Raw genomic sequence first — 18,642 nt, forward strand, 5'->3', positions numbered from 1 at the left:
AACAGTTAGTATATATAGAAGGAGTGAGCGAGATGAAAATATACATAGAACAATTAAAGAAACACGATGTTAAAGATTTATTTACGTTTGAACTTACGAATAAATCTTTTTTTGAAACAATGGTACCAAATCGTGGCTCACAATATTTTAATTTTGAATATTTCCGAAAGCTACTAGACGATTTATTAATAGAACAAGCGGATGGAGATTCTTATTTTTATTTAATTCGTAATGAAGAAAAAGAAATTGTAGGACGAATAAATTTAGTAGATATTGATACAGAAACTCGAAGCAGTTCATTAGGGTATCGAGTCGGAGAAAAGTTTACTAAAAAAGGGGTTGCAACAGCAGCTGTAAAATTAGTTTTAGACGTAGCGAAAAATAATAAAATTAATGAGATTCATGCTAAAACAACTACTAATAATCTCGCATCACAAAGTGTATTAGAAAAAAGCGGGTTTTCTTCCTATCATAACGAAGCAGATACAACATCTGTAGAATTAAATGGAGAACATGTGAATTTTGTACATTATATATGGAGAAATACTTCGCGCTTATATTAAGGGGGACTTATACATGAATGATTTACGTTATCCAATTGGGCAATTTACATACAAACGTCCTATAACTGAAGAAATGATTGATACATGGATTCAAGAAATTGAAGATTTACCTAATGAACTAGCAAAAGCAATTAAAGATTTAGATCAGAAGCAGTTAGACACACCATATCGAGTTGGTGGATGGACGGTTCGTCAAGTAGTTCATCACGTTGTTGATAGCCATATGAATAGCTACATACGCTTTAAATTAGCACTAACAGAAAAGAATCCTACTATTAAACCATATAAAGAAGAGAAGTGGGCAGAACTACCTGATTCTAAATTACCAGTAGACGTTTCACTAGTAATGTTAGAATCGTTACATAAAAGATGGGTTAACCTTTTATATTCTCTAGAACTAGAAGATCTAGAAAAGACATTTAATCATCCAGAAACTGGTGAAACAAAACTTGCTGCTGCAATTGGACTATATGCATGGCATGGACGTCATCATACAGCGCATATAACTTCATTAAGAAAGCGACTAAATTGGTAACATGGAGATTGCATTAGAGAAGGCAACAGAAAATGATGCAGCAGTTTTATTTCAAATGCAAATAGACTCATTTAGCCCTTTATTAAATAAATATAAAGACTATGAAACAAATCCAGCAAATGAAACTATTGAAAAAACTATTTTAAGGATAAATAATCCAAGCAACAACTTTTATAAGATGATAATAGATTCGAACCTTGTTGGAGCGATATGTATATCCCAAAAAGAACTACCTTATAAATTTTGGATCAGTCCAATGTTCATTCATCCAATCTATCAAGGGAAAGGAATCGCTCAAAAGGGACTTATTTTAATTGAAAAGATGTTTCCAAAAGCAAGGAGTTTTGAACTTGCTACGATTTTAGAAGAAGAAAGAAATTGTTTTCTATACGAAAAAATGGGGTATAAAAGAACAGAAGTAATAAAGAAATTAAATGATAAAACTACACTCATTTATTACAAAAAAGAAAGGTAAAGCATTTGAAATACGCTTTACCTTTTTCTGTTACTTAAGATTAAATATACAAAATCGATGCATATTCTTCCAAAATACTCGGGTTAGTAATTTCAGAACCGAATAAATATACATAAAAGCGTTATTTCGTCGTATATGTTACTAACGCTTTTTGAATGCTTAAAACACTATCGTCACCTTTAAATTCTTTCGTAATTGGTGTACTCAAACTAGATACCCAAATTTTAAGCTCAGCGTCTAAATCAAAATGCCCAGCTGTTTCAATGCTAAATTGTGTAATGCTTTTATAAGGAATAGAATGATACTCTGTTTTTTTACCTGATATCCCTTGTTTATCTACTAAAATAAGACGACGATTTGTAAATACGATTAAATCACGAATTAATTTATAAGCATGTTCAACTTTCTCATCGTCTAACATAATCTTCTCTAAATCACGTTCTACACTTTCTGTACTCGCATTTGATGCATTTCCTAAAATACCGCTAAATAAACCCATATGAAATTCCTCCTCGGTTAATTGTGGAATGTATTACTTATATTGTACCATGCTATTTACTAAGAAATTATGACATTACTTTAGTAGTTTCTGGTTATTATTGCAATTCGTTTATATAACCTCGTCTTAAAATCTTGTGTTAACATGTAAGTAAGAAAAAAGAAGCAGAGGGATATAGCATGAAAAATATAGGTTTAGTATTAGAGGGCGGAGGAATGAAAGGTCTATATACTGCAGGAGTACTCGAATATTTTATGGAAAAGAACTTATTCTTTCCGTATGTAGTTGGCGTATCCGCTGGTGCATGTATGGGCGCAACTTATTTATCACGTCAAAAAGGAAGGAATAAAAAAGTAAATACAAAGCTAGTGTCAGATCACCGATATATATCTTATCGAAATTTGATTCGAAAACGTGAATTATTTGGAATGGACTTTTTATTTGATGAAGTCCCTAATAAAGTTGTTCCATTTGATTTTCAAACTTTCTTAAATTCCAATGAACAATTTGTTATAGGAACGACTGATTGTGATTCAGGAAAAGCAGTTTATTACAATAAAATAGAACACGGAAATGATATTTTAAAAATCATTCGCGCATCAAGTTCTGTACCGTTTATAGCGCCTGCTGTAGAATATGATAATCTAAAATTGCTAGATGGAGGGATTATAGATCCTATACCGGTTCTAAAAGCACAAACTGATGGTTATCAAAAGAACGTCGTGATTATGACAAAGCCAGAAGGATATGAGAAGCAGCGGAATAAATTTTCTGGTCTGGCTAAAATTTTATATAGTAAATATCCGAAAATCGCAGAACATTTAGTAGAACATTATCGTTATTATAATGAAACCGTAACTTATATGAATGGCAACGAACAGAAAGATAATTTTTATGTAATTCAGCCTAGCTCACAACTTCCTATAAGCGGAATAGAAAGAAATAAAGAAAAGCTAGTTAATTTATATAATCTTGGCTATACAGATGCTCAATATCATTATGAAAAATTATTAAGTTGGATAGAGAAATAAAGGGGTGGAAAGTTGCTATTAGGTAAAATGGTTATTTTTAATGAATTGCAGAAAATGCATAGTCTGCTGCATAAACCGTTTCCGTATCGTGCTACAGGAAAATTGCAACGAGACTTAAAAAGTAAATTTACAGATGATGACTGTATAAACGCTGATTTTAATCATTATTGGATGCATACAGCAGGTACTTTAAGTTCTGTACTAAATGGAAACGAACAGAACATTATGTTTCAGCAAATAAAGTGGTTAAGGAAATCGTTTTTTGAATGGTTTCCGCAATATCGTTCTATAGAAACAGAAATTGTGAAGTATCCCGTTTTGTATAGAGATTTCATGAATTATGAGAAAGCGCGAAAACTATTACTATATTATCTTACTGAATAAAAATTAAAACGTACAAGTTATGCTGCTTGTGCGTATTTTGTTCATAAAAAAGACAATATTTATACCTTGCTTATATAGGAATTTTAATGTGCAGAAAGAAGTAATTATAGAATGAAGTAAGGGAGGAGAGGCGTTTAGCGATTGTTTTCCTTTAATGGATTGTCCAACTCGAATATCGTTAGTTATTTATGATAAAATATTTCGAGTGAAATCAAGTACTTATTATATCCAGTATTAAATAAGTTAAGCCAGGAGGAACAACAGTAAAATGGAAAACGTATCAAATATAGATAAATCGGAATCAAGAAAATCTTTACAATCGACTATTCGTAAACTTGAAAATGCACTATTACAGATGACTCAAAAAGGTGCAAATACTACATTAGTGAAAAAACGACTTAAAGCCGTTTGTGTAGGGTTAGCAGTACTAGAAAACGTTTGGAATCAAGAAAGTCACCAGTATAGTCAAGAAGAGTTAGCAGAAGCTCGTAATGTCCTTGTTGGTTTACTTCCATCAATTGAGAGAGCCTATGATAAGTCTGAAGTAGGTAGTCCGCAAAGAACTCTTTTAACAAGACGAATCAAAGCGTTGGAACTTTCTATTCAGGCAATTGATAAACTTTCTAATAAATAACTCATCTAAATACAATATCATCCTAATCCTAATTTTTATAAAAGCAATCTAGTGAAAAGAAATACAAAGGAGGAAGATGGGTGACTTCAATAATTAGTCCTAAATTAGAGGAGCTTAATAATCAATTAAAAAATGGAAACGAGAAAGCTTTTTATACTTTTTTGCATGAAATAAAGTCAAATCATACGCCACTAATAGAACAATGTCCTGTAAATAATCAGTATAAGCTTATAACGTATATATGGTTAGGGGACCAAAAAACTGAAAATGTTTATGTATTCGGTAGTTTTCCTGGTTGGGATCTGTCTGTAAATCAATTAAAACGATTGTTACAGACAGATATTTGGTATGAAACGTTTAGGACGGATAAGAGTTTTATTTCAACTTACTATTTTTCAGTAAACGATTTTTTCGAAAATGATTGGATAAAGCGTAGTGAACAGTACGAACTAGACCGATTTAATGGAAATACATTTGGAGAAGGTGCTAATAAAGCATCAGTGTTAAGTATAGGGATGGAAGTGCAGTATAGCAGTCGTTTCCCTTCAGATCATTATCCATCTGGAAAAATTGAAACATATTCTTTTCATAGTACGATTTTAAATAACACACGTAACATTCATATTTATACGCCTCATGACTATTCTCACACTTCACATCTTCAAGAACTTCTCATTGCATTTGATGGGAATTCATTCATTAATAACCTTTCAATCGCAAGAACACTCAATTATTTAATATACGAAAAAGAAATCCCATCTTGTATTGCTGTTGCAATAGATCCTGTTGATCGACTAGAAGAGCTAACTTATAACGATAAAATGAATGCATTTTTAACGGAGGAATTACTTTCGTGGATTCACGCTAAGTATCGTGTGCATCAAGAAGCGAAACATACAACAATTGCCGGTTTCAGTCTTGGTGGCTTAGCAGCTTTTTATGCAGCACTTCAAAATCCACATGTTTTCGGAAACGTGTTGTCAATGTCTGGATCCGTGCATTGGAAAAAGGATGATTATGAAAATCAAATTCCTTGGATTGAAAATCAAATTTCATCTATAGATTCCGATACGAGTCAACCTCATTTTTACATAGCAGCAGGAGAACTTGAAAACGAACCTCTTTTAACGGCTAATAGACGCCTGTATAAAGCTTTAAAAGAAAAAGGGTACCAAATTACTTATGAAGAGTTTCAAGGCGGACATGACGGTGTTTGGTGGCGAGAAAAGTTGTTTGATGGATTGAAAGCATTAAAACTTACAAAAACAACACTCTAAATTAAAAAGGAGAGAGAGTCTATGAATCAAGAAGAACTAGATAAAAAACTAAAAAAGCAAGAGATATTAGTAAAAGATGAGAAAGTTTGGTCTTATACGTATGAGGATCATATTAGTTCTATCGTTAAAGAAGCAGAAAAGAAAGGGTCTTTTGATAATTTGCCAGGTAAAGGGAAACCTCTTAATCTTGATAAAGACCTTTCATACAATCCTGAAAAGCAACTTTATAGAACGTTAAAGAATAATCATGTTTTACCTAGGTGGATTGAGCTTTCAAAGGAAATTGATGATTTAAAAGAAAAGCTAAAAGAAAATACAAATACTACAGAAGCAGCGGATTTAATTCGAACTATTAATAAAAAGGTTTTAGAGCATAATCTACTTTGTCCACCAAGCGCACAAAAAACGAGGGTGAAAACGGATTTTTAACAATTTTCAATGAAGCTATCTTTTGCTATATAATTAAGTACGGCATTTTTAATTCATTATTAAAGGGAGGCAAATGTAATGAAGAATACGTATCAGCTTCAAATTCCGAAAGAACTAGAGCAGTATCGTAGTATTTTAGAAGAAAGTGTGAAACCTTATATTAAAGTGTCTGGAACATTAGCAGAGACAACGCTTTTTGAAAGTAAATTTGGTGGTTATCCGTATTTACCTATAGATCAAGAGCATCCTAAAGATTCAAATGGACAACCTATGATGTTACTAGCGCAGCTAAACTTTGAAGAAATGCCGCATGTTGAATATATGCCTCAAAAGGGTATGCTACAGTTTTTCGTAAGTGCTGAAGATGAACTTTACGGAGCAGATTTTGATCATCCAACAATCCAAAAAGACTTTCGAATTATTTATCATTCTACAATTATAGAAGATTTAAATAAGGTAATTACTGATTTTAGTTATTTAAACACTTCAGAATTAGAGAACTTTATCATTCCTGAAGCAGCGCAATTAAAGCTTGAATTAGGTTATCAACCAGTAACATCAAGGGATTATCGATTTGAAAAGATGTTTAGTGAGGAAATTGATTGGGAAAAAATTGTTGATGAAGAAAATAATACTGAATTAGGCGAACTATATGATGATTTATGTAAAGATCAAGGGCATAAAATTGGTGGTTATCCATTTTTCACACAGACAGATCCAAGGGAATGGGAAGAAAAATACCAGCAACATGACATGTTATTGTTGCAAATTGATACAGATGATTCATTAAATATTATGTGGGGAGATTCTGGTGTTGCTAATTTCTTTATAAAGAAAGACGATTTATTAAATCTAGATTTTTCCAATGTTATTTACAATTGGGATTGTTATTAAAAACATATAACTGAAATACTAGCAAGCTAAAAAATCTTCCTAAAGGTGAGGGAGATTTTTTTATGTTAAAAATAAACGTTATGTTAACTAGAATAAAGAACGGTAAGTACAATAAAAGTCAAGTGTAACTGACAGAAATAACAACAAATAATCTAAAGTTATAAAACGTGTGTAAATAGCAATATAAATTTATTAAGTAAAACATAAAATGAATTTAATAATTTATATTTTGTATAGAAATAATTTTTCTGTATAAAAATTTCTTGTCGATCAAAAATGTTTTTGATTCGATAATTCTTAATGGATTATTGATTTGAATTTGCTGTGATGGATTTATAACAAAAAGAATGATAAAAACTGTAGAAATTCGTTTAGATACGATTTTATGTAAATCTCACTAAAAATCTCCGCTCCGTCTCATTAAGTATAGTTTACTTGGTTTTTGATACCTGATATCGCTTTTTTCTACAACTGCCTATAATATATATTATGTTAACTAACTTAAAAATAATAAACTTATTAAATTTTAGTATTGGTGATTAGCCTCCCCTTGTTCTTTTTAATCATTCTGTGTGATGGATTGTTTTTTTGTTGTTTTATAAGTTGTTGATGAAAATGTCTCCAGATATAAATTATATTTAAGGCAATAAAAAATGCAATTCGTTTTAAATGAACGCATTAAACGAATTGCATTGATATGATTACGAATAAGTTTTTAAAATTAGTTTGCTACAGCAATTGCTTCGATTTCAATTAATAAGTTATCGTTAATTAATTTTCTAACTTCTACAGCCGAACTTGCTGGTGGATTCTTAGTATCAATGTATTGATCTCGAATATCTCTAACAATGGCCATTTGAGAAATATCTGTTAAGAAAAACGTTAATTTTACTACATCATTAAATTGTAATTCCGAAGTTTCTAATGCACTTTTAATGTTTTCGAATACTTGTCGTGTTTGTGTAGCTAAATCACCAACGCCAACTATTTGACCATCAGTATTGATTGCTACTTGTCCAGATATGTAAATTGTTCGTTTAGCGTTACTAACTTCGACAACATGCGAATATCCAAAAGTTGGTGGCATCGTTTCTGGATTGATAAATTTCTTTTGCAAGGTGTCCCTCTCCTTTTTTAGCAAATTAATTATAAAATCTATGTATTTGTTATGTTCTATAAATAAAACTAAGAATCCTTTAATGATTTCAAATTAAAAACCTTAGTATTGCTATCTTCATACCTATACTAAGGTTTTCTAGAGTTTTATATTTAGTTATCGCTAGTGGAACTTGTCAAACTAATCTTTTCATACTCTGTTTTCAATTGATTATCATTTTTTAACCAACGTTTAAAAGTCGATTCGCTTATTTCTAAATTTGAACAAGTTGTAGCATTACACTTATCTTTCATGTATGCTTTAAGGTAATTTTGTTTTCTTTGTTTAACGGCGGTTTGAGTTTGTTTTAGTTTTCGATCTTGTAATTGGTCTAAACTTAGACTTTCTTTCTGAAATACTTCATATTTTTTATGCAAATAAATATCTTTGTCTTTATAAATCCAATTTGAAAATAGTTGTATTGATTTTCTTCCAGATAAAATAACGCGATAATGTTTGTTTTGATTTAGTAAATCGGCTCGTAAATTGTGATTTTGAAGAATTTGATGTAAAGAATTCATAAATCTATATGATCCTCCTACAAAGCTTACTATATAATTTTCATACTTGACGTAACCATCCCCATCAAAATATCCACGAACAAAATGATGTAAATATTCTTCAGGCACGAATGGGAATTTGATATTTAATGATTTACATGGCATGATTCCATGTATATTCATAAGGTCGTCTTTTATTGTTTCGCTATTAATGTTTAGCATATATACGCCTGTTTTTTTATTTTGATATAGTGGCTGGTTGGTGTGTAGTTCTTGTTTTATATCTTCTAATTATATCTTCTAAAATGTAACTTTCTTTTTGAGATATACTGACACATTGATTTTCTTTCTGTATAACACCATCTGCTGCTATAAATCCTAAAATATAAGCCATGTTATTTGACCATGTTTTAAAATAATCTTCTGATATGTCATACTTCCTTTTCCAACTCCCTACAGCACGCCTTGGAACGTTATTGTCTGTTAAAACCATACGAATATATCTAGCAGACACATTGGCAAGCGTAGCTATTTCTGAGGTACTCTTCCCTTCTGCAAATAGCTGAGTTATTTGAGATTTTGATAGTTTACATTTTGATTTCTTTTTTCTCTCTACTTGCACTTACATCCTCTCCTTCCTTTTAATAATTAGAGACGTATTTTCTTCTACAACATATAACAAAACGTATGTTCGTTGTTGTTTATAAGGAAGTATTTACCAAATTAAAACAATTTACATTTACTTTATATTTGTTTTATCTGCTGCCTGATTTATTTTTTATATATAAGAATAATGAATTTGACAAATTTATGAAATGTACTGAATTTAAGATGAAAGGTAAATTAATTTCGTTTAAACTACAAATAGCTACAATAACAACATACGTAAATTGTTAAACGTAAAAAGGAGAACGAATGAAAAAGAAATATATGAATCAAATTCATACTGATGTAAGTTTTAAACCGAAAGATATAATCGGTTTAATGACTGATTACTTTAAAATGAAATCAAAGCTGCGTCCTTTAAAGAATTTACCTATTGTTTTATCGGATAAAAATAATGAGTCTTTAGAGAGTGTGACATGGTTTGGGCACTCTGCTTCTCTTTTGAAAATAGAAGGTAAAACATTGTTATTAGACCCAATGTTTGGAGATGCCTCTTCCCCATTTCCTCTGTTTAATAGCAAACGTTATAGTGGTGTTTTTTCTTTAGAACGTGAAGACCTTCAAGAAATTGATGCGATTATCATTTCTCATAATCACTATGACCATTTGAATTACAAGAGTATTATGCTGTTAAAAGATCGTGCGAAGCACTTTTATGTTCCAACTGGAGTTGCGCAATATTTAATTAAATGGGGTGTTTCACCTAGCAAAATTAGTGAACATAATTGGTGGGACAAAATTACGTTTGATAATATAAAATTAGTTTGCGCACCTGCAAGGCATTTCTCAGGACGAAGTATAACAGATAGAGATTGTTCGTTATGGTGTTCATGGCTTATTCTTGGTCAAGAGACTAAAGTTTTCTTTAGTGGTGATAGCGGGTATGCTCCTCACTTTAAGGAGATTGGTGATAAATACGGTCCATTCGATCTTACGTTAATGGAATGCGGGCAATATGATCCGAGGTGGTCTGCTATTCATATGTTACCAGAAGAGACAGTGCAAGCTCATATTGACGTGAAAGGAGAATTACTTCTTCCGATTCATTGGGGTGCTTTTACATTATCATTACATGAATGGAGTGATCCTATTGAACGTGTGACAAAAGAAGCAAAGCGTTTAGGAGTTAATATTGCAACGCCACAAATTGGTGAATCTATCACGTTAAAATCTACAGACTATCCTTCATCAGCTTGGTGGAGAGAAATTTAACTATAAATAAAAAAGAGCGATCTCTATTATAAGGAATTCGCTCTTTTTCTGTATTTAACCTTATTTTACTATATTTGCTTTACCGCTATCTAAAACTCTATTTGTTTGTACAGAGGTAATATTAATAACCGTATTCATACTTTTATCAGTTAGTTCAATGAGTTCGTTTTCGTGATTGATTTTCTGTAAATCCCACACCATTCCATTGAACTCGTTATGTTGTCCACTTACTCTTAATATATTTTTCGTTTTACTTGATGGCTGTAATTGTAGATTTGTAAATTGATTACCGCTAATTTCATTTGGTGTAGTTACATTACTATCCATATAAATCATATTTACACAATCTTCAAGTGAGAAGTTTATAAAACGGTTGGCATTTATCCAAGCATAACCAGATTGCGGTTTCTTTGCTACTAATTTCAGCCCAGTTTCCATTCCTACAACTTTTATATTTTCAAAGTTAATAAATGAAATTTCATTTTCTTTCCCACCAGAATACAAAGAAATTCCAGTACCTTTATTTGTTTCTGTCCAATTAATAATATTTATATCTTTTATTTGTGTTTTGTGCCAAGTGTTATAATACTTATTTTTGCCGTCTAAATATATAACTTCAGAATTAAATGTAGGATCGTTTACAGCTATATAGGCTCCTTCGATAGAAGCGTTTTTTTCTAATTCTAGAACTCTGAAATTACCTTCAACAACAAACTGTGTTCCATAACCGAATAATAACTTTACACCTTGTTTCACTATAATTGGTGACGTGATTTTATACTTCTTATCCTCAAGCAATACTGTTTTAATTGTACTTGATTCTGCTTTATTAATAGCAGATTGTATTTTGTTTGAATCATTTTTACCTTTAAAGTCTTCTACATATACTTTATCATTTTTAGCTACGCTATCTTTTTTGTTGTATTGATAAAAAGCAAAAGTAATTAAAACTACAGCTATGAGTAAAATAATTATTTTCTTCATTACACTCATCCTCATTTGAATTTTCTCCTTAGCTACTTTTCGAATCATTTGAGTAATAATTATTTTGCTGTGTATTATAGATTACAATTCCTTCTTTTTATAATTGAACTATATTATCTATAGAACTATCCTGCTTAATCAATTCCGCATTCCTATAATCTATTAATTTATGATTAGATAAAACAAAATTGTGCTCTAATATTAATTCATTGTGGAATAAATCCGGTAAAAATTTAGGTATCATCTCTCCTACGCCGTAATTATAGTCACTTAGAATCCAAGAAATCTCTTTCCAATCTAAAATTCCTTCTGATACTTTTTTTGGAGTGTGATATGTAAATTCATTATGTAGCTCTACTAAATAAACATACATACCACCAGAGTAAGATGAGTCCTCCCACTTAATAATACCTTTAAACTGAATTTGTTCATGCGTAACTTCTATATTAGTCTCTTCTTTTATTTCACGAATCGCATTTTCTAAAGGTGTTTCTCCCTTTTCTATCTTTCCACCTACCCCGTTCCATAATCCTTTTACAGGGTCATATTCTCTATTTAACATAAGTATCTCTTCATTTCTCTTTATAAAACATAAAGTGTGCTTGTACATAATGTGATTCCTTCCTTTGTTATTAGTAAGCTCTTACTGGAGATATAAGATGTACTGCTGCAGATGGTGTCCCTGCTTCAATTAATATCGGTCTCATAGAACCGCTGAAACTTAAAGTAACCGTTTCTTCTTTTATCGCCTTTAAAGCATCCATCATAAATCGTCCATCGAAAGATATATTTAATTGTTTTTCACCTTGAATCTCATCTATCTGTTGTGTCTCGGATATTTTTCCAATCTGAGAAGCGTTAGAAGAAATTTTAATTGTGGATTCGTCTATGATTTCTAAGTTAACATTGTTATTTGCCCATTCACTTGATAATAAGCTGGATCGATCTACACCTTGTAAAATCCTTTTTCTATCTACGTTAATGACTGTTTGAAATTCATTTGGAATTAAACTAGATATATTAGGATATTTTCCTTCAATTAATCTTGAATATAATGTAGTTGTACCGAATGTAAAAATAATGTGACTTTCTGAAAGATAGATGTATACGAATTCTGAATTACTATTCATTAATTTTAGCAGTTCACTAATAGTTGCACTTGGTACGATACAACTTGCTTTCACCTCTGTAGAAATTATCGTTTCGCGTATAGCAAGTCTATGTGAATCAGTTGCAGCACAAATTAATTTGTTGTGTTCTAATTCGATATGTACTCCCGTAAGAACGGGTCTAGATTCATTTTTAGCTACTGCAAAGACAGTTTGTTTAAATACTTCAATCAATTGTTCTGTTTCTGCTTGTATTTTTGCATGATCGTCTATAAGTGGTACATTCGGAAACTCATATGCTGGAAGTCCATTTAAGTTTAATGTGATTTCTTCTGACTGTATCGTAATGATTTGCTCATTCGTACTTTTTATTGATACATCGCTTGGCATTTTTTTTATAATTTCAATGAAATATTTTGCAGGTACTACAATAGTTCCTGCTTTTACTATAGTTGTAATTTGGTCGCCTTCAGTGGAACTAGGGATGAATTTTTCGATGAAAATATTTGAATCACTTGCGATTAAAGTAATTCCCGATTGATCTACAGTTATTTTTATGCCAGATAATATAGGGATTATAGCTTTGGTAGATATAGCTTTATTTACTTCTGAAAGTGCTTGAGTGAAATGTTTATGATTAACGATAAACTCCATTTTTTCCCCGCCTTACATGAATTGATAATGTTATGAAGATTGATGAACGATTGTCCCGTTAAAAAAGTAAGGTACTGTTTCTTTCCTTTGTAATGTATTTAATAAGTGTACTGGTATACGTAAATGCGGTGCTGCTCTATGTAATTCCATCCAGGTAATTTCTTCAATTTCTTTTGGCCTTGTTATATTTGCCTGCCCGTCAATTATTTCACCTAAAAAATTAAAGAATATTGCATGATGTCCTCTCTCTTCGAAAAAAGCTTCACTAATGTAACAAATCCCGTTTACAGTTATATGTAGACCGGTTTCTTCTTTCACTTCTCGAATGACTGCCTCTTCTAACGTTTCCTCAAATTTAACTGCGCCACCTGGTAATGTGTAATAGGAACCATTCTTTCCTTTATTTTTTACCATTAAGATCTTTTCATTTGTTTTATCGTATAAAAGTGCATATGTAACATTTACTTTTTTCATACGTACCTCCTCTGTTTTTACTAAAAGGAATTTTCTGTCTATTTATCATTCTATCATTAACTTGTTTTAATAGTAAGTTCACGAAGTATTAGAATAAAAATTGATTAAATTAATACTAAATGAAAATGCCAGAATAACTCCTAAATTAGTAAAAACCCCGCTCCTATTTTGAGACGAGGTTAAACTTATATAACAAACGGATTCCAAATTAACGTTTCTTTAGATCAATTTTAAAAGTATACATATGAGACCCGTATTTTTTGTTAATAGCCAAAGATTTTTTACTTCCCAATTTCACAAAGTAGTTTTATCTCTTTGATTTGTTCTATATGACGCTGTTCATGCAAATAGATCAGTTCTATCCACTGATCAAGAAGTAATTCTCCAAGAGCTGGATGCATCACTGATTTAATCGTTAATATAGATTCATCTTCTATTGTACTTAGGAAACGCATTAATTCTTTTCTCGATTCGTTTAACATATCGATTATTTTCTGCACTTCAAATGGTTCTAAACTTGGTTCAATCATTCCTGGAGCTATAAATTTTAGCGATCTATCTTGTAATATAGAGCGGATTTCTCGACGCTCTTTTAGGGTACTATCAATCTTTTTTAAGCCAGATGAAATAACCTTTATGACCATTTTATCCAATAAAACTAAGTGATGACATACTTGTGCTATACTCCATTTATTCTTGTCTGGCTTACTATTGAATTGAGCATCATCCAATATCATAATTTCCTCGAATAGATGTTTTCTCGTTTCATCAAACCTATCATTTACAAATGAATTCATAACATTTCCCCCCTTCATCTGAATGCATATATTTAGATGCCTATTTTAGGTATATTCGCTATAAATAATTAGTTTCCCGTAACTAATATTCCACTTCGATCTTTTTTTGCTTTAGAAGTGCCTCTAAATATGAATTCACTCAAAATACTAATGTTAATTCAATTTACACTTTATAAACGTTTTTCTAAATAGTAATGATTATGTCCTTTCGGATGATCTTCACTTACTCCAATCACTTTATATCCATGTTTTTTATAAAACGCAGGTGCCTGAAAGCTAAAAGTATCTAAATTGATTAGCCTACACTCTTGTTCAATTGCAAATTCTTCAATAAGCTTTATTAATTGGCTTCCGTAGCCTTCGTGTCTATACTCTTCAGAAACCCAAAGGAAATCGACATGTACGTGGTGCCAAAATGTAATTGCAGTTATTCCGCATACAATTTCTTCCTTTTCATTTCTCACTATAAAACTAATTTTTTCTGAAGGCTTTTTCTCTTCATCCGAAATATGTTTTTGGTTATATTCAATTACTTTTTCTCTTATGTAATCACTATCTTCTTGGACCCATTGTTTTACTATTTTCATTTTAAGTAGCACACTCCTTTTAAAGTATCTATTCAATTTAATAATCGTAATATCCTGTCTAACTTAATAGTCGTAGAGCACTGTTTCATTTCACTAAAATAAAGAAAAGCCGTACTACATTTTATCTGTAGTACGGCTTTTTATGGCGTCTGATTCTTTTTAATCTAAGTTTCAACATATTAGTACAATAATTCAATTGTATTACTGCGGATAAGAATGAACATTCCTAAACCAATTAGAACGACTGGAACGATAATATGACAATTTCTTTCAAGTACTTTAGCTAAAATAGGAGCTCTTATCAATTTGTAGCTAATAAAACACCATATTGCTATCATGCAATAAAAGATTACTAATGTAACAATATTGGCATTAAGATTTTGACTAGCGAACATTGGTATATAAATCGAAATATTATCAGCTCCATTAGCTAATGTAATTGAAGCTACTTTAAATATTGAACTAGAAGCGTTAGCAATGACTTCGTTACTTTTATAAGAACGAAGTGACAATAGTCCTTTCACTCCCATATAAATTGGCACGAATCCTAATAATCCGATCCACGAAACAGGAATGAAAAAAGAGCTTAAAGAACCGATGATACTTAGAAAAATAATTAAACTAAACCCAAAATATTGTCCAATAACAATATAAAGTTCTTTCATTTTAGTTTTCCCTCGGACAGTACTACCTTCTTTCTTAATTACTCCTGTCCTTACTTGCGAAAATAAAACAAGAAGTATAAAAATGTCATCAATATTTGTTGAAGTGAATGCGATAAAAGAAGAAATTATAGTTGTAACCAATATAAGCCAACTACCTTTATATTAAAATAATGGTGTACAAATGAATGGCATATCTAATAACAAGGGTGGTTAATGTAGGTTTATAACATGATTTCAGTGCCTTTATAAAACAATATGAATATTTTACTAATCTGCTACTTAGTTGCTAAAGAAATAAATTACTTTATTACCTTTCAAATCATTTTCACTTATTTTGTAATATAAAAAGAGCCCTATACAAGGACTCTTTTTATAATTAAGCTACTTTCCGATATAAATGTCGTGTTTCTTTTTTGTTTTCTGCTTTTGGTGGACGAATTAATATCGAAATAATGAAGGAAATAACGCTTAAAACACCAATTATAATAAAGGTCGGTTGAAATCCACCCAGTAACGCTCCAATGAACGCTCCTGCAAGTGCACCAAACCCGAAACCTTGATATACAATCCCGTAATTTGTACTATGGTTTTTTAATCCGAAGAAATCTCCAACAATGGCTGGGAAGATTGTGATATTACCACCAAAGCAAAAGGCAACACTTGCTACACAAGCGAAATAAATGCCGTAATTTAGAGGAATGAAACTTAAAGTAAAGACTGACAATCCAATTATTATAAACGTTGCAGAAACAATTTTCATTCGACCAATTTTATCTGATAACGTTCCAAGAACGATTCTACCTACCGTATTAAAAATTGCAATCATTGCAACGGCGTTAGCGGCGGTTGCTGCACTAAGTCCAACGAGCTGTACCCCAATATCTTTTACCATACCGATTAAATATAGACCGCCCATACACGATGTGAATAGCATAAAAAACAAAAGATATACTTGTTTCGTTCGCATCATTTCACGAGGCGTATAGTCATTGTTTAATGATTCAGTTACAGTGTTACTTACGATTGCTTCACGTAAGAAGAACGATCCGGTTAAAACTAAAAGCAAGACGATGATACCCCAATATAAAAATGCTTGTGATACACCAAGACTATCGATAAGACTTCCGTTTATATATCTAAAGATTAAGCTGCCCATTCCATATGCCGAAACAGATATGCTAGAAATAAGTCCTTTTCGATTTGGAAACCATTTAATTAAATTAGATAGTGATGTAATATAAGCAGTTCCATCTGCATAACCAACAACGACACCAGCTAATAAATATAGTAATGGTAAGGAAGAAACTTGTGAACTAAGTATTAAACCGAGTCCCAAAACAATCCCTGCAGTAGCGATGAGTTTACGAAGTCCTAATTTTTGCTGCAACTTTCCTGCAAATAAGGTTGAGAATGATAATGAAAAACTTGTTATGGAGAAAGTTATCGCTACGGAATTGAGGTTCCATCCAAACTTACTAACAAGGGGTTGATTAAATAAACTCCATGTATAAATTGTCCCAAGGCCAATTTGAACAATGATTGTACCTAGAACAATTAGTAACGGATTTATAGAAGTTTGTTTCATACTAACTGTCCCCTTCTTTTATCATGACATGAATTTTCACAGTTAGTATAACCATCATAAGAAGCAAGATACTGAATGAAAAATGGAAATTGAATTCATGTACACAAAAAGACACTCCATAATGAAGTGTCTTTCTGCAGGTTATATTAGATTTACTTAAAGAAACCTTTGTTAAGATAAGACATTTTCAAATGCTTATGTATATAGAATACCAAAAGATTTCAATCATGTGATGGGACTTAAGATGTATTTTTCATTCATCATATAGTCGGATGAACGAAAAATTAATATTCAATTTCATCAAAATCCTTCGGCTGCGGTACCGTTTGCATATTAGCTGCATCTTTAGGATCGCTATAAATTGCATTTTGTTCTGTATTCATATCTTTTATATTTTGTTTTTTATTTTTATTCATTTTATCTTTCATTTTTTTCACTCCTTTTTCATTATAGGAGTAATTATGCCCTATTACCGTTACGAAATGTATCAGCGACTAAATTGCTAAATTCACGTAAATAATATAAATAATTATCACCGCCGTAGTTATACCTTTTATTATACATTTTCGCAACAACTACATTATATTCAGGTATTACTAAAAGAGTCGGTCCTGTAATTCCTAATATTTGATACGCTCCTTTCGGCACTCGTTCACCAAGTTCACTTAAAAGCGTAGGTTCATTTTGAACGAACCAAAATAACCCATTTTGTGGTAGTTCTTTGTTTGCAAATGTTGGACTTTGCAAACTCGTAGCAATTTTTATAACTTCTTTTGGAACAATTTGTTTACCGTTTATCATACCTTGATTTAAATGAAGATTGCCCCAATAAGCAAATTCTCTAGCTGAGACAAATAGATTTTTTTCAGTACCATCATTTACCGTACCAATTTCACTAATCGCGTCTTCACTTGGATTATTAACAACTTTAACTAAGTTTTCATCTTCCTGAATTCTCCAACCTGTTTCTTTGAAGTTAGCTAGATCAAATACACGCTCCTTTAACAATTCAGGAAAACTTTTGCTATATAGCTGATAAATAAGACGTGTTATCATTCTGACATTAACATCTCTATACGCCCATGCTTGTCCAGGTTCAAATTCACGAAAAATTGTCCCATCATGCGTTTCTCCTAAACCGTGCGAATGGGTTACTAAATGTCTTATTGTTGTTTTACCAAGTAATACAGGATCAAAGTCTTTAAGATACTGTATCGCTTCATCATCAATAGAGTTTATTTTCCCCTCGTAAAGCGCAAATGCTACCATTAAACCTAAATAACTTTTTCTCGCAGAAGCAACGTTGAATTGTGAAGATGCGGTTACTTTTTTACTTATAGATGTATTTGAATGATGGCCACTATAATGCTCTAGTACGATTTTGTTATCTTTTATTATACACAGTGCTGTAGCAGAACTATGATTTTCTTCTTTTATATTTTCTACCCAAGAAATTAACTTATCGTATGTATACAAATAAATCCCCCTTAACACGAATAAAAAATTACAACATGAAAGAAAAGTATAAAATA

22 protein-coding genes and 1 pseudogene are annotated in these 18,642 nt (G+C 31.3%); 10 read left to right on the forward strand and 13 right to left on the reverse strand.

Annotation, left to right across the window (positions count from 1 at the left end):
* Positions 1-32: 32 nt before the first annotated feature.
* The 3 genes from JDS99_RS01225 to JDS99_RS01235 are packed head-to-tail and all read left to right on the forward strand — an operon-like array spanning position 33 to position 1,573.
* The gene (locus JDS99_RS01225; protein ID WP_199694278.1) at positions 33-563 is read left to right on the forward strand and encodes a GNAT family N-acetyltransferase; all 531 of its coding nucleotides are present in this window, start codon (positions 33-35) and stop codon (positions 561-563) included.
* A 13-nt stretch (positions 564-576) separates the two neighbouring features.
* Positions 577-1,098 carry a YfiT family bacillithiol transferase gene (locus tag JDS99_RS01230; protein ID WP_087984454.1) on the forward strand — a complete coding sequence of 174 codons (522 nt, stop codon included), beginning with the start codon at positions 577-579 and terminating at the stop codon, positions 1,096-1,098.
* 1 nt (position 1,099) lies between these two features.
* Positions 1,100-1,573 (forward strand): GNAT family N-acetyltransferase, encoded by a 474-nt coding sequence (locus tag JDS99_RS01235; RefSeq protein ID WP_097890143.1) that lies wholly within the window; start codon positions 1,100-1,102, stop codon positions 1,571-1,573.
* A 121-nt stretch (positions 1,574-1,694) separates the two neighbouring features.
* On the opposite strand, the gene JDS99_RS01240 is transcribed toward JDS99_RS01235, so the two are convergent.
* Positions 1,695-2,072: a PH domain-containing protein gene (locus JDS99_RS01240; protein ID WP_000522465.1), complete on the reverse strand. Its 378-nt coding sequence runs from the start codon at positions 2,070-2,072 to the stop codon at positions 1,695-1,697.
* Positions 2,073-2,251: 179 nt separating this feature from the next.
* On the opposite strand from JDS99_RS01240, the gene JDS99_RS01245 reads away from it, so the two are divergent.
* The 6 genes from JDS99_RS01245 (at position 2,252) to JDS99_RS01270 (ending at position 6,721) form a co-directional block, all read left to right on the forward strand.
* Complete coding sequence (locus JDS99_RS01245; RefSeq protein WP_199694280.1) at positions 2,252-3,103, forward strand: patatin-like phospholipase family protein; 852 nt, start codon at positions 2,252-2,254, stop codon at positions 3,101-3,103.
* Positions 3,104-3,115: 12 nt separating this feature from the next.
* Complete coding sequence (locus JDS99_RS01250; protein WP_199694282.1) at positions 3,116-3,487, forward strand: YxiJ-like family protein; 372 nt, start codon at positions 3,116-3,118, stop codon at positions 3,485-3,487.
* A gap of 268 nt (positions 3,488-3,755) precedes the next feature.
* Positions 3,756-4,121: a hypothetical protein gene (locus JDS99_RS01255; RefSeq protein ID WP_199694284.1), complete on the forward strand. Its 366-nt coding sequence runs from the start codon at positions 3,756-3,758 to the stop codon at positions 4,119-4,121.
* Between the two features lie 80 nt (positions 4,122-4,201).
* Complete coding sequence (locus JDS99_RS01260; RefSeq protein ID WP_199694286.1) at positions 4,202-5,398, forward strand: alpha/beta hydrolase-fold protein; 1,197 nt, start codon at positions 4,202-4,204, stop codon at positions 5,396-5,398.
* Between the two features lie 21 nt (positions 5,399-5,419).
* The gene (locus tag JDS99_RS01265; protein WP_097890144.1) at positions 5,420-5,827 is read left to right on the forward strand and encodes a DnaJ family domain-containing protein; all 408 of its coding nucleotides are present in this window, start codon (positions 5,420-5,422) and stop codon (positions 5,825-5,827) included.
* 78 nt (positions 5,828-5,905) lie between these two features.
* Positions 5,906-6,721 carry a YwqG family protein gene (locus tag JDS99_RS01270; RefSeq protein ID WP_199694287.1) on the forward strand — a complete coding sequence of 272 codons (816 nt, stop codon included), beginning with the start codon at positions 5,906-5,908 and terminating at the stop codon, positions 6,719-6,721.
* Between the two features lie 721 nt (positions 6,722-7,442).
* On the opposite strand, the gene JDS99_RS01275 is transcribed toward JDS99_RS01270, so the two are convergent.
* Positions 7,443-7,838 carry a RidA family protein gene (locus JDS99_RS01275; RefSeq protein ID WP_087984485.1) on the reverse strand — a complete coding sequence of 132 codons (396 nt, stop codon included), beginning with the start codon at positions 7,836-7,838 and terminating at the stop codon, positions 7,443-7,445.
* A gap of 152 nt (positions 7,839-7,990) precedes the next feature.
* Positions 7,991-8,999: pseudogene (locus tag JDS99_RS01280) on the reverse strand (LAGLIDADG family homing endonuclease).
* A gap of 293 nt (positions 9,000-9,292) precedes the next feature.
* Here JDS99_RS01280 and JDS99_RS01285 point away from each other — a divergent pair.
* Positions 9,293-10,255: an MBL fold metallo-hydrolase gene (locus JDS99_RS01285; RefSeq protein WP_097908374.1), complete on the forward strand. Its 963-nt coding sequence runs from the start codon at positions 9,293-9,295 to the stop codon at positions 10,253-10,255.
* A gap of 60 nt (positions 10,256-10,315) precedes the next feature.
* Here JDS99_RS01285 and JDS99_RS01290 read toward each other — a convergent pair whose 3' ends face one another.
* The 10 genes from JDS99_RS01290 to JDS99_RS01335 form a co-directional block, all read right to left on the reverse strand.
* The gene (locus JDS99_RS01290) at positions 10,316-11,254 is read right to left on the reverse strand and encodes a pectate lyase family protein (RefSeq protein ID WP_097908373.1); all 939 of its coding nucleotides are present in this window, start codon (positions 11,252-11,254) and stop codon (positions 10,316-10,318) included.
* An 82-nt stretch (positions 11,255-11,336) separates the two neighbouring features.
* A complete protein-coding gene (locus tag JDS99_RS01295; protein ID WP_097908372.1) occupies positions 11,337-11,849 on the reverse strand; it encodes an NUDIX hydrolase in 513 nt (170 codons plus the stop codon).
* A 22-nt stretch (positions 11,850-11,871) separates the two neighbouring features.
* Positions 11,872-13,002 carry a DNA polymerase III subunit beta gene (dnaN, locus tag JDS99_RS01300; RefSeq protein ID WP_060486798.1) on the reverse strand — a complete coding sequence of 377 codons (1,131 nt, stop codon included), beginning with the start codon at positions 13,000-13,002 and terminating at the stop codon, positions 11,872-11,874.
* A 30-nt stretch (positions 13,003-13,032) separates the two neighbouring features.
* Complete coding sequence (locus JDS99_RS01305; RefSeq protein ID WP_097908370.1) at positions 13,033-13,476, reverse strand: NUDIX hydrolase; 444 nt, start codon at positions 13,474-13,476, stop codon at positions 13,033-13,035.
* Positions 13,477-13,757: 281 nt separating this feature from the next.
* Positions 13,758-14,273: a DinB family protein gene (locus JDS99_RS01310; protein ID WP_199694288.1), complete on the reverse strand. Its 516-nt coding sequence runs from the start codon at positions 14,271-14,273 to the stop codon at positions 13,758-13,760.
* A 170-nt stretch (positions 14,274-14,443) separates the two neighbouring features.
* Complete coding sequence (locus tag JDS99_RS01315) at positions 14,444-14,860, reverse strand: GNAT family N-acetyltransferase (protein WP_199694289.1); 417 nt, start codon at positions 14,858-14,860, stop codon at positions 14,444-14,446.
* A 179-nt stretch (positions 14,861-15,039) separates the two neighbouring features.
* A complete protein-coding gene (locus tag JDS99_RS01320) occupies positions 15,040-15,666 on the reverse strand; it encodes a cadmium resistance transporter (RefSeq protein WP_097908367.1) in 627 nt (208 codons plus the stop codon).
* Positions 15,667-15,901: 235 nt separating this feature from the next.
* Positions 15,902-17,110, reverse strand: coding sequence for an L-lactate MFS transporter (locus JDS99_RS01325; protein ID WP_199694290.1), 1,209 nt, complete (start codon positions 17,108-17,110; stop codon positions 15,902-15,904).
* A gap of 284 nt (positions 17,111-17,394) precedes the next feature.
* Positions 17,395-17,538, reverse strand: a complete 144-nt coding sequence (locus JDS99_RS01330) for a hypothetical protein (protein WP_087984441.1) — start codon at positions 17,536-17,538, stop codon at positions 17,395-17,397.
* Positions 17,539-17,569: 31 nt separating this feature from the next.
* Positions 17,570-18,586 (reverse strand): serine hydrolase domain-containing protein, encoded by a 1,017-nt coding sequence (locus tag JDS99_RS01335; protein WP_088063618.1) that lies wholly within the window; start codon positions 18,584-18,586, stop codon positions 17,570-17,572.
* Between the last annotated feature and the right edge of the window lie 56 nt (positions 18,587-18,642).

This window comes from Bacillus cereus group sp. N6 (assembly GCF_016483705.1).
Lineage (GTDB): Bacteria > Bacillota > Bacilli > Bacillales > Bacillaceae_G > Bacillus_A > Bacillus_A wiedmannii.

Excerpts from the sequence above, each read along its gene's own strand:
- JDS99_RS01225 (WP_199694278.1), top strand. The coding sequence starts at position 33 with ATGAAAATATACATAGAACAATTAAAGAAACACGATGTTAAAGATTTA.
- JDS99_RS01230 (WP_087984454.1), top strand. The coding sequence starts at position 577 with ATGAATGATTTACGTTATCCAATTGGGCAATTTACATACAAACGTCCT.
- JDS99_RS01235 (WP_097890143.1), top strand. The coding sequence starts at position 1,100 with ATGGAGATTGCATTAGAGAAGGCAACAGAAAATGATGCAGCAGTTTTA.
- JDS99_RS01240 (WP_000522465.1), bottom strand. The coding sequence starts at position 2,072 with ATGGGTTTATTTAGCGGTATTTTAGGAAATGCATCAAATGCGAGTACA.
- JDS99_RS01245 (WP_199694280.1), top strand. The coding sequence starts at position 2,252 with ATGAAAAATATAGGTTTAGTATTAGAGGGCGGAGGAATGAAAGGTCTA.
- JDS99_RS01255 (WP_199694284.1), top strand. The coding sequence starts at position 3,756 with ATGGAAAACGTATCAAATATAGATAAATCGGAATCAAGAAAATCTTTA.
- JDS99_RS01265 (WP_097890144.1), top strand. The coding sequence starts at position 5,420 with ATGAATCAAGAAGAACTAGATAAAAAACTAAAAAAGCAAGAGATATTA.
- JDS99_RS01270 (WP_199694287.1), top strand. The coding sequence starts at position 5,906 with ATGAAGAATACGTATCAGCTTCAAATTCCGAAAGAACTAGAGCAGTAT.
- JDS99_RS01285 (WP_097908374.1), top strand. The coding sequence starts at position 9,293 with ATGAAAAAGAAATATATGAATCAAATTCATACTGATGTAAGTTTTAAA.
- JDS99_RS01290 (WP_097908373.1), bottom strand. The coding sequence starts at position 11,254 with ATGAGGATGAGTGTAATGAAGAAAATAATTATTTTACTCATAGCTGTA.
- JDS99_RS01295 (WP_097908372.1), bottom strand. The coding sequence starts at position 11,849 with ATGTACAAGCACACTTTATGTTTTATAAAGAGAAATGAAGAGATACTT.
- dnaN (WP_060486798.1), bottom strand. The coding sequence starts at position 13,002 with ATGGAGTTTATCGTTAATCATAAACATTTCACTCAAGCACTTTCAGAA.
- JDS99_RS01305 (WP_097908370.1), bottom strand. The coding sequence starts at position 13,476 with ATGAAAAAAGTAAATGTTACATATGCACTTTTATACGATAAAACAAAT.
- JDS99_RS01310 (WP_199694288.1), bottom strand. The coding sequence starts at position 14,273 with ATGAATTCATTTGTAAATGATAGGTTTGATGAAACGAGAAAACATCTA.
- JDS99_RS01315 (WP_199694289.1), bottom strand. The coding sequence starts at position 14,860 with ATGAAAATAGTAAAACAATGGGTCCAAGAAGATAGTGATTACATAAGA.
- JDS99_RS01325 (WP_199694290.1), bottom strand. The coding sequence starts at position 17,110 with ATGAAACAAACTTCTATAAATCCGTTACTAATTGTTCTAGGTACAATC.
- JDS99_RS01330 (WP_087984441.1), bottom strand. The coding sequence starts at position 17,538 with ATGAAAGATAAAATGAATAAAAATAAAAAACAAAATATAAAAGATATG.